Origin of the sequence: Exiguobacterium sp. s102, assembly GCF_018618635.1 — a bacterium.
Lineage (GTDB): Bacteria > Bacillota > Bacilli > Exiguobacteriales > Exiguobacteriaceae > Exiguobacterium_A > Exiguobacterium_A oxidotolerans.
The window spans coordinates 44,508-54,377 of record NZ_JACSML010000009.1 but is presented as its reverse complement, the minus strand read 5'-3'; the positions used below and the strand labels follow the sequence as shown (position 1 = coordinate 54,377).

14 protein-coding genes are annotated in these 9,870 nt (G+C 47.5%); 1 reads left to right on the top strand and 13 read right to left on the bottom strand.

All coding sequences use genetic code 11. The features are described from left to right. Positions 1-318: 318 nt before the first annotated feature. The 3 genes from KNQ02_RS14935 to KNQ02_RS14925 all read right to left on the bottom strand — a co-directional run bounded on the left by KNQ02_RS14935 (position 319) and on the right by KNQ02_RS14925 (position 2,784). Positions 319-924, bottom strand: coding sequence for a KinB-signaling pathway activation protein (locus KNQ02_RS14935; RefSeq protein ID WP_088836014.1), 606 nt, complete (start codon positions 922-924; stop codon positions 319-321). Between the two features lie 3 nt (positions 925-927). Further along, a complete protein-coding gene (locus KNQ02_RS14930) occupies positions 928-1,959 on the bottom strand; it encodes an Mrp/NBP35 family ATP-binding protein (RefSeq protein WP_029332281.1) in 1,032 nt (343 codons plus the stop codon). Between the two features lie 192 nt (positions 1,960-2,151). Further along, positions 2,152-2,784: a M15 family metallopeptidase gene (locus tag KNQ02_RS14925; RefSeq protein ID WP_214809026.1), complete on the bottom strand. Its 633-nt coding sequence runs from the start codon at positions 2,782-2,784 to the stop codon at positions 2,152-2,154. 100 nt (positions 2,785-2,884) lie between these two features. Between KNQ02_RS14925 and KNQ02_RS14920 the strand changes: the two genes are divergently transcribed. Beyond that, positions 2,885-3,175 carry a hypothetical protein gene (locus KNQ02_RS14920; protein WP_214809023.1) on the top strand — a complete coding sequence of 97 codons (291 nt, stop codon included), beginning with the start codon at positions 2,885-2,887 and terminating at the stop codon, positions 3,173-3,175. Positions 3,176-3,267: 92 nt separating this feature from the next. On the opposite strand, the gene rpsI is transcribed toward KNQ02_RS14920, so the two are convergent. The 10 genes from rpsI to rpsM form a co-directional block, all read right to left on the bottom strand. Beyond that, complete coding sequence (gene rpsI / locus KNQ02_RS14915) at positions 3,268-3,660, bottom strand: 30S ribosomal protein S9 (RefSeq protein ID WP_012369042.1); 393 nt, start codon at positions 3,658-3,660, stop codon at positions 3,268-3,270. A 24-nt stretch (positions 3,661-3,684) separates the two neighbouring features. Beyond that, complete coding sequence (gene rplM, locus KNQ02_RS14910) at positions 3,685-4,122, bottom strand: 50S ribosomal protein L13 (RefSeq protein ID WP_012369041.1); 438 nt, start codon at positions 4,120-4,122, stop codon at positions 3,685-3,687. Positions 4,123-4,277: 155 nt separating this feature from the next. Beyond that, on the bottom strand, positions 4,278-5,027 hold the full coding sequence (gene truA, locus KNQ02_RS14905) for a tRNA pseudouridine(38-40) synthase TruA (protein WP_029332277.1): 750 nt from the start codon (positions 5,025-5,027) through the stop codon (positions 4,278-4,280). Next, positions 5,027-5,818 carry an energy-coupling factor transporter transmembrane component T family protein gene (locus KNQ02_RS14900; protein ID WP_088836011.1) on the bottom strand — a complete coding sequence of 264 codons (792 nt, stop codon included), beginning with the start codon at positions 5,816-5,818 and terminating at the stop codon, positions 5,027-5,029. Before KNQ02_RS14900 ends, truA begins: the two co-directional genes overlap by 1 nt. After that, the gene (locus KNQ02_RS14895) at positions 5,815-6,672 is read right to left on the bottom strand and encodes an energy-coupling factor transporter ATPase (RefSeq protein WP_214809020.1); all 858 of its coding nucleotides are present in this window, start codon (positions 6,670-6,672) and stop codon (positions 5,815-5,817) included. The genes KNQ02_RS14900 and KNQ02_RS14895 overlap by 4 nt, the downstream gene beginning before the upstream one ends. Continuing rightward, entirely contained in the window at positions 6,660-7,490 is an 831-nt protein-coding gene (locus KNQ02_RS14890; RefSeq protein ID WP_029332274.1) for an energy-coupling factor ABC transporter ATP-binding protein, read from the bottom strand. The genes KNQ02_RS14895 and KNQ02_RS14890 overlap by 13 nt, the downstream gene beginning before the upstream one ends. A 95-nt stretch (positions 7,491-7,585) precedes the next feature. Beyond that, positions 7,586-7,957 (bottom strand): 50S ribosomal protein L17, encoded by a 372-nt coding sequence (rplQ, locus tag KNQ02_RS14885; protein ID WP_023466649.1) that lies wholly within the window; start codon positions 7,955-7,957, stop codon positions 7,586-7,588. Positions 7,958-7,991: 34 nt separating this feature from the next. Further along, entirely contained in the window at positions 7,992-8,936 is a 945-nt protein-coding gene (locus KNQ02_RS14880; RefSeq protein WP_029332273.1) for a DNA-directed RNA polymerase subunit alpha, read from the bottom strand. 137 nt (positions 8,937-9,073) lie between these two features. After that, positions 9,074-9,469 (bottom strand): 30S ribosomal protein S11, encoded by a 396-nt coding sequence (gene rpsK / locus KNQ02_RS14875; RefSeq protein WP_029332272.1) that lies wholly within the window; start codon positions 9,467-9,469, stop codon positions 9,074-9,076. Between the two features lie 16 nt (positions 9,470-9,485). Continuing rightward, the gene (gene rpsM, locus KNQ02_RS14870; protein ID WP_012369033.1) at positions 9,486-9,851 is read right to left on the bottom strand and encodes a 30S ribosomal protein S13; all 366 of its coding nucleotides are present in this window, start codon (positions 9,849-9,851) and stop codon (positions 9,486-9,488) included. Positions 9,852-9,870 lie beyond the last annotated feature (19 nt).

The window sequence follows — 9,870 nt, the reverse complement described above, 5'->3', positions numbered from 1 at the left end:
GACTAAAAGTCACGTTGACGAAGCTTGCGCTTCATTCATTGTTTGTATCCGAAGATACGTTTTTTGCCTCATCGTTCAGTTTTCAAAGTCCGATATGTCATTTGACGACTTTTAAATCTTACAGTAAAGTATTAACTAATGTCAATTCTTTTTTATAAGTTTTTTTCGTTGTATGACGCTCGCTTTCGGCGTGTGCCTTAGCGACATGTATTAATATATCAACTCTTGTTTTTCACGTCAACTGTTTTTCTAAAAAAACTTTTAAAAAAGATGGACCCGATGGAATTGGTCATAACAACCATTCCCCGAGTCCTTTTCTTATGCCTGTTTTTGCGACTGTACTTTCGCTGGAGCAGGCTTTTCTTGCAAGCGATGCAACATCAGGATTTGATACGCATTACAAACCAAGAGTGTCGCCAGTGCGGCCCAAAGCATCCGCTTGTCTTGCGTTGCCTGAAGAGCTGGTACCCATTCAATCAACGTGATGACCGTCATTAAGAATAACGTCGGGATGAAAGCACTGAAATTTGTTTCACGGGCTTTCGTACGTGCAACGAGAAATGCGACGAACAATAAGACAACCATTTCACCAATATAGAGGCTTGTTTTATCGAATCCGAACGCAAGTCCACGTAAGTAGACGCCGTCAAACAAGGCGAAGGCAATCAAAACGACCTGAACCCGATTCCATAACTTTGCGCCGCGGAACAGATCAAGTCCAACCCGGTGCAAAATCAAATAAGAGAAAAAGCCCATCAGGCTGATTGCCGTCCATGTACTACTGTATGCCAAGGCCGTAATGTATCCGCTAATCGATTGATTGCGGACGTACCCTGGTTCAGCGACAAGGTTAAACACGAAGCCGGCTAGCGTCCCAATTAGGAGCGTCATCCAGAACAGCTTCAAAAATCCTTTAATCTTCATGTATTATCCCTCTACTTTTTCGATGACACGCGCTGCGAGTTCATTATAGTGTGTTTCAAATGGATGGTCATCGCGATAAATCGATGGTGCAAAGTCCGATTCATTCGCATATGGTTGTCCAAGTGGAATCTTAGCTAGAATATCTGTTTTTAGCGCTTCTGACAACTTCTCTCCGCCACCTGATCCGAAGACATACTCTTTTTCACCAGTTACCTTGCTTTCGAAGTACGCCATATTTTCAATGATACCGAGCAAACGGTGGTTCGTCTTAATCGCCATCGCACCGGCACGAGCTGCAACGAATGCCGCTGTCGCATGTGGTGTCGTGACAATCAATTCCTGACAGCTTGGGAGCATCGAGTGAATATCAAGTGCGACGTCACCTGTTCCTGGCGGCAAATCGAGTAAGAGGTAATCAAGATCGCCCCATTCAACATCCGAGAAGAAGTTATTGAGCATCTTCCCGAGCATCGGTCCACGCCAGATGACGGGTGCATTGTCTTCGACGAAGAAGCCCATCGAGATGACTTTTACGCCAAACCGCTCTGGCGGAATGATCCGGTCATTGACGACGGTCGGTCGTGTTTCAATTCCCATCATATCCGGAACACTAAAACCATAGATATCCGCGTCAATCAAACCAACTTTTTTACCTGCCCGTGCAAGGGCAACTGCGAGGTTGACGGAAACCGTCGATTTTCCGACGCCCCCTTTACCAGAAGCGATCGCGATGAACGTCGTCCCTGACTCCGGTTTAAGAATCGATGGTGTCGTCGCTGCCTGAATCCCGTGATCGCCGAGTGCCTCGAAACGAAGTCCGACCGTCTTGAAGCCTTTTTCTTTTAACTCTTTAACGATTTCTTGTTGTAACGTCAACTGTTCACCTGAACCTGCTTGCGCAAGTGCGATTTTCAGGCTGACGTAGTCTCCTTTGATTCGGACATCACGAATCCCGTTCGTATCTGCAAGCGAGCGTTCGATCGTCGGATCAATTAACTGTCCGACTACCTCGCGAATTTCTTGTTCATTCAACATAGTGCCTTCCCCCTGAGAACGTTCGATTTATTCCATTTCAGTATAACAAAAATAAGATAGCGCTTGCACATTTCGACTCGGAAAGGAGAATATTTCCTGAAGTTTTCGTACTCAGCGAAAGACGACTCGCTTTATGATCGAAAAAGACTACTCTCCTTCAGCGTACCCGCAGAAAAAACAGTAGTCATTTCATTAAAACATTCGATTCCAGGTCGCTGGTCCGACGACACCGTCAACCGCAAGCCCTTGCCGTACTTGATAGGCTCTCACCTGCCGTGCCGTCGTCTCGTCAAACCTTTTTGTAACAGGTGCCTTCACAGCGCGCTGGATTCGCTCGATGTCACGTGCATTCATCCCGATCGCCCCCCGGTACAGTGGACGACTTGGATACGGAACAAGGACGTCGGTCGTTGCCTTGAGTAGTTCAAAGTGAGGGTAATCTTGAAACGTCACCCAATCACCGCCCCAAGAAAAGCCTTGCTCTTTCATTGCCGTGACAATCTGCTTGAACGGGTCGTCGATGTCAAAAATCGCCCGCGTCCCGTCATCCGTATAACGAAAGAGATCGACGGCAATCCCGCGGTTATGATTCGATTGTCCGCCACGGGCATGCGTGACAATCGCTCCCGGCGTCGTTCGTCCTTGTGCATAGAGTTTCTCCTGCTCGGCATAGGAACGGAAGCCTTGGGCCACTCCGACATAAATTCCTTTGACATGGAGTTCCCGGATGACTTGGCGTGTCTTTCGGGCGACTTCCGGCGAGAGTCCGGGAACATTCAGTTTTCGATTGGCTCGTTCGAGCAACCAATTGACTGATAGTGTCATCTTTCACCACACTCCTTTCTCTTCTGTTCCCGAAAACAGAATCCGGTATACTTAACGATGGACTTATCCTCACCAAGCATTCGGAAAAAGGAGTTTTTTGATGAAAAAAATGTTAGTCTTCGCAAGCGTCATCACAGTCTTCTTACATATCGGCTATGCGATTTACTTTTATGCAAGGCATGAAGCAAATGTAGCTTATCAACCCGCTCTCCCTGAAAACAGCACGGTGTTAAGTCAGGAGACGTCTTTTACCGGTACAGTCGGTTCACAGACGGCGAATGATCCTCTTGCATTTTTACAGCATCTGTTCCTCTGGAGTATCCCGCTGACGTTTGTTGCTCTCACAGCACTCTTATTCCTCATCCGAACAATACGACGACGTACGTTTTGAACGGCAGACAGTTGCTTGACCGCTTTTTTAATTAGAGAGCGGTCTTTTGGCATAAAAAAATCTCCCACCCGTAAGGATGAGAGATAAAACGATTAACGTTTTGAGAACTGAGGCGCACGACGTGCTGCTTTAAGACCGTATTTTTTACGTTCTTTCATACGAGCATCGCGTGTTAAGAAGCCTTTAGCTTTAAGTGTTCCACGGAAATCTGGATCCGCTTGAAGAAGTGCACGTGAGATACCGTGACGGATAGCGCCTGCTTGACCAGTGAAGCCGCCGCCTTTGACCGTTACCATGATATCGTATTTACCTTCTGTTTCTGTGAGTACAAGTGGTTCTTTTGCAGTCATGATTAAAGTTTCATAACCGAAGTATTCGCTGATATCGCGCCCGTTAACTGTGACTTTACCGTCTCCAGCAACGAGGAAAACGCGAGCTGCCGCGTGTTTACGGCGACCAGTGCCGTAGTAACGTACATCTGCCATCGTGTAGTTCCTCCTAAATTCGTATTAACCGCGAAGTTCGTAAACTTCTGGTTGTTGTGCTTCTTGCTTATGAGTATCTCCAGCGTAAACGTGGAGTTTGTTGAACATTTGACGACCGAGGCTACCTTTTGGAAGCATCCCTTTGATCGCGAGTTCAAGCATACGCTCAGGTTTGTTAGCGAGTAAGTCGCGTGCGACAGTCTGCTTCAAGCCGCCTGGATGACCAGAGTGACGGTAGTAGACCTTTTTGTCGAGTTTGTTACCAGTTAATACGATTTTCTCAACGTTGATGAGGATAACGTGATCCCCACAGTCAACGTGTGGTGTGAACGTAGGTTTGTGCTTACCGCGGAGAAGTGAAGCCACTTCGCTCGAAAGACGACCGAGTGTTTTGCCTTCTGCGTCGATAAGGAGCCATTTGCGTTCTACATCAGTAGCTTTCGCCATGAAAGTTGTGCGCATGTAAAATACCTCCTAAGGAATTTAAAAGTTTCTTTTTTGATTTTTCATTTATTCACTGTGTGAATCTATCAGAATCTTAGGTGTACGGGGCTAAGATTGTGGTTTCATAATAAATGAAATGCCAATAAACATTGTATGTTTTTTAGCGGCTAATGTCAAATGCCTTTTTTAGACTCTGGGTAGAAAACTTCCCAAAGGTACAACCCGTGCGGTGGTGCCGTCACACCAGCGACGTTTCGATCCTTCGCGGCAAGCATCTTCTTGATGTCCGTAGCAGCAAAACGTCCGCGTCCGACATCAAACAAAGTCCCGACCATGATACGAATCTGATTATAGAGAAAACCGCTTCCTTTAAACCGAAAGATTAGCTCTTCCCCGTACTCAATCAACTCCGCTTCATAAATCGTCCGGATTCGATTATCCGTTTCCGTCTTCGCGACACAAAACGAACTGAAATCATGGGTGCCGACTAAATACGTCATCGCTTGACGCATCACGTCGAGATCAAGCGCGTACGGAATCAATACCGATTGATGACGTCGAAACGCATCTTCGGTCCGGCGTACGAAGTACCGGTACTCTTTCCCCACTACATCATACCTTGCTTCGAAGTCAGAAGCGACCTCTTTACAGTCCCGGACACGAATATCGTCCGGTAATAACGTATTTAAGGCCTTGACCATGCTGTCCGGCGCAATCGCAAGTTCCGTATCGAAATGGATGACTTGCCCCTGTGCGTGCACACGAGCGTCTGTACGCCCTGATCCAATCACCTTGACCGGGTGCTTGTGCATCCGCGCAAGCGTCTTCTCGACGACCTCCTGGATCGTTACACCATTCGGTTGGACTTGGTAACCAGAGTAACCCGTCCCGTCATATTGAATCGTACATTTAAAACGTCGCATCAGAAACCTCCCCGTAAGTAAACAAGCAGGAGCGCGACGACGACGAGGAGACCCATCAAACCGGTATCACGTGCCGTCCATTTCGATTCCCGAAGACGCGTCCGTCCTTCTCCCCCACGGTAGCCGCGTGCTTCCATCGCAATCGCGAGGTCCTCTGCCCGCTTAAAGGCCGAGATGAACAATGGAATCAAAAGTGGGATGATTGCCCGCAGACGCTCTTTAATCGGTCCTGCCGCTAAATCAACACCACGTGCCTGCTGTGCTTTCATGATCTTCTCCGTCTCTTCTGCCAATGTCGGTAAGAACCGCAGCGAAATCGAGAGCATCAAGGCAATCTCATGCGTCGGAACGCGGACGACCTTGAATGGCTTCAAAAGCAACTCAATTGCATCTGTCAGCTCGATCGGTGACGTCGTCAAGGTGACGAGTGTCGTGATCGAGACCAAATAGAAGAAGCGGAGCGAGACGATGATGGCGAGACGCAGACCTTCCGAATAAATTTTAAACCATCCAAATTCGAACAAGACGGTTCCTTCTCGCGTAAAGAACAGTTGAACGATGAAGGTGAAGACGATTAGGAAAAGAATCGGACGTAAGCCCTTCAAGACGTAGCGGAGTGGCAATTTACTACTCGCTAACGCTAAAAACGTAAAGATGAGTAAAAAAATGTTCGTCGCTGCATTGTTCGCGAGGAACACGAGCGGGATGAAACAAAATGCAAAAATAATTTTTGCAAGCGCAGAAGAACGATGAAGATAGGACGTACCCGGAATATGTTGTCCGACGATCATATACGTCCCCCCTGTACCTGTAGAATCCAATCCACGACTTCCGGTTCCGTTCGTAAGTTCGGACGCGAAAGTCCGAGTCGGTCTGCCACCGGCCAGGCAAGTGCTAAGACGTGCGGAAGATCAATATGGAACTGCTTCAGCAGCTCCGCCTGTTGGAATAATCCAATCGGCTCTCCATCATACGCGACTTGTCCATGCTCCATGACGACGACACGATTCGTATATTCGAGCACTTGATCCATATCATGCGTGATCAAGAGTAATGTCAAACCCGTTTCCGCATGAAGCCGGGCGAAAAGACTCAGCATTTGCTTACGTCCTTGCGGATCGAGTCCAGCGGTCGGTTCGTCGACGATCAACACGTCTGGTTGACTAGCGAGTACGCCTGCGATCGCAACACGCCTCATTTGCCCACCAGACAAGTCAAACGGCGATCGGGACCAGAAGACTTCGTCTAGCCCTACTGTGCGTAATGCCTCTTTTGCGAGCCGTTCCGCCTCTTCCTGCTCATGCCCGAAGTTCATTGGACCGAACATGACATCCTTTAAGACTGTTTCTTCAAACAGCTGGTACTCAGGATACTGAAAGACGAGACCGACACGTTTTCGTAGTGCCTTTAAATCTTGTTTTCGTTTTGGTTCAATGATGATGTCATCGACTTGGACTTTTCCTCTCGTCGGTTTCAGCAATCCATTGATGTGCTGGACGAGCGTCGACTTCCCAGACCCAGTGTGCCCTACAAACGCAACAAGCGCCCCTGACGGAATCTCAAGATTCACATCACGCAGCGCGACTCGTTCGAACGGACTATTAAGTTGGTACGTATAGTTCAATTCCTGGATTAGGATTGGCATAAGCGGTTCACCAATTCACTTTCATCTAGTATCGTGTCCCCATACGAGAGACCTCGCGCCCGCAATTGCTCCTGAACTCGAACGATGAAAGGAACATCGAGACCGATTTCTTGGAGAAACGCCGATTTCGCAAAGACTTCTTGAGGTGTACCTTCTAATACGATTTTCCCGGCATCCATCACGATGACACGACTGGCCTGTAAGACCTCGTCTAATTCATGTGTAATGGCGACTACCGCCATCGGATGTCGTTCATATAATTCTTGAACGGTCGACATAACCTCTTCACGTGCGAGTGGATCAAGCATCGATGTTGCTTCATCAAGCACGAGAACATCAGGGCGCATCGCAAGTGCCGAAGCAATTGCGACACGCTGCTTCTGTCCGCCGGATAGTTGATGGGGTTCCCGATCAACAAAATCCGTAAGGCCAACGCGCGCTAGACTGTCGTCAATACGACGAACCATTTCCTCGCGTGGCACACCCCAATTTTCAAGGGCAAATGCCACGTCGTCGCGCACGGTCGTGCCAACAAATTGATTATCTGGATTTTGAAAGACGATGCCGATTGCCCGACGCATCTCCCATAGTTGCTCCGGATTCGCACTCGAGAACGTCTCGCCTACGGTCACCGTCCCTGATTCAGGAAGCAACAAGCCATTAAACAATTTAGTCAGCGTTGATTTTCCAGAGCCGTTGTGTCCAACGATGGCGACCCATTCACCAGAATGAATCGTCAGAGAGACATCTTGTAACGCAGCTTGTTCCTGTTCCGGATACCGATACGTAACGTGATCCAGTTCAATTAGCTTCGTCATGTCTACTCCTCCTTCATCAAATCAATTAATTCCATTTGTAACAAAAGGGCAGAAGCGAGTTACGCACTGCCCTTTTATAACGAATCATTTAAAAATTAAACGAGTTCGATGATGACCATTTCTGCGCCGTCACCACGACGTGGTCCCATTTTCATGATGCGTGTGTAACCACCTTGACGCTCAGCAAAACGTGGAGCAACATCAGCGAATAATTTTTGGATCGCGTCTTGTGCTTTGCCCTCTGCGTTTTGACCAGCAGCTTCACGGCGAACGAACGATGCAACTTGACGACGAGCGTGGAGATCACCGCGTTTACCTAAAGTGATGAGTTTCTCAACGACTGGACGAAGTTCCTTCGCTTTTTGTTCTGTAGTTTGGATACGCTCATTGATGATGAGATCAGTCGCAAGGTCACGCAAAAGTGCCTTACGTTGTGAGCTTGTACGGCCTAATTTCGAGTATGCCATGGATGGATTCCCTCCTTCGTGCAATTAATAGTTTTTAGTCTTCTTTACGCAAACCAAGTCCGAGTTCGTCGAGCTTCGCTTGAACTTCTTCGAGTGATTTACGTCCGAGGTTACGAACTTTCATCATCTCGTCTTCGCTCTTATTCGCGAGTTCTTGAACCGTATTGATACCAGCGCGTTTCAAACAGTTGTACGAACGAACTGAAAGATCGAGTTCTTCGATCGTCATTTCAAGTACTTTTTCTTTTTGATCTTCTTCCTTTTCGACCATGATTTCGGCATGGAGCGCTTCGTCCGTAAGACCAACAAAGATGTTTAAGTGTTCTGTCATGATTTTCGCACCGAGTGACACTGCTTCTTCAGGGCGGATTGAACCGTCCGTCCAAACATCAAGCGTCAATTTATCGAAGCTCGCATCTTGACCGACACGTGTTTTTTCAACTTGATAGTTTACACGTTGAATTGGCGTGTAAATCGAATCAATTGGGATCACACCGATTGGCATATCGTCCCGTTTGTTATCTTCAGCCTGAACATACCCACGACCGCGACGAGCTGTCAGACGCATATGAAGTGATGCACCTTCTGCAAGTGTTGCAATGTGAAGTTCTGGGTTGAGGATTTCGACGTCGCTGTCATGCGTAATGTTTGCCGCAGTAACAACGCCAGCGCCTTGAATATCGATCTCAAGTGTTTTCTCTTCTTCCGAGTAAACTTTGAGGGCGAGTTTCTTAAGGTTCAAGATGATTTGGGTAACGTCTTCTACAACGCCATCAATCGTCGAGAACTCATGAAGAACGCCATCGATTTGGACTGCAGTGACTGCAGCACCCGGAAGTGAAGATAATAGGATACGACGCAATGAGTTACCAAGCGTTGTACCGAATCCACGCTCAAGCGGTTCTACTACGAATTTACCAAACGTAGCGTTTTCGCTTAATTCGACCGTTTCAATCTTCGGTTTTTCGATTTCGATCATCTGAACCCCTCCTTGAATATCGTCCTGTTGGCCATCGCGTTCAATCGCCAACCGTCTCGTGTACGTGTCTACTGCTTGATTTGGTCAAACGATCAACAAAAGTCTACTCGATTTCCCGCTTTGCAGTACAAGACGGGTTACACGCGACGACGTTTTGGAGGGCGGCAACCGTTGTGTGGAACTGGAGTTACGTCACGGATCGCTGTAACTTCGAGACCGATTGCTTGAAGCGCACGGATAGCAGCTTCACGACCTGCACCAGGACCTTTAACGTTGACTTCTACAGTACGCATACCGTTGTCCATTGCAGTTTTTGCAGCTGTTTCAGAAGCAAGTTGTGCTGCGAATGGAGTCGATTTACGTGAGCCTTTGAAGCCCATGTTACCTGCAGTTGCCCAAGAGATTGCATTCCCTTGCACATCAGTGATCGTAACGATTGTGTTGTTGAATGTTGAACGGATATGCACGATACCAGACTCAATATTCTTTTTGACTTTACGTTTACTACGAACGTTCTGTTTACGTTTTGCCATATTAGTTTACCCTCCCTTACTTCTTCTTGTTCGCTACTGTACGGCGTGGGCCTTTACGAGTACGCGAGTTGTTTTTAGTGTTTTGACCACGAACTGGAAGACCACGACGGTGACGAACACCACGGTAGCAACCGATTTCGATCAAACGTTTGATGTTGAGTGAGATTTCACGACGAAGGTCACCCTCAACTTTTACTTTATCTAAACCATCACGAAGTTGGTTGAGTTGTTCTTCAGTCAATTCACGAGTACGAGTATCTTCAGAGATACCAGCTTCTTTCAAGACTTTCTGAGCAGTCGTTTTACCAACACCATAGATGTAAGTGAGTGAGATAACGATGCGTTTCTCACGTGGAATATCTACACCAGCAATACGTGCCATGTGTGCACCTCCTTGTTTA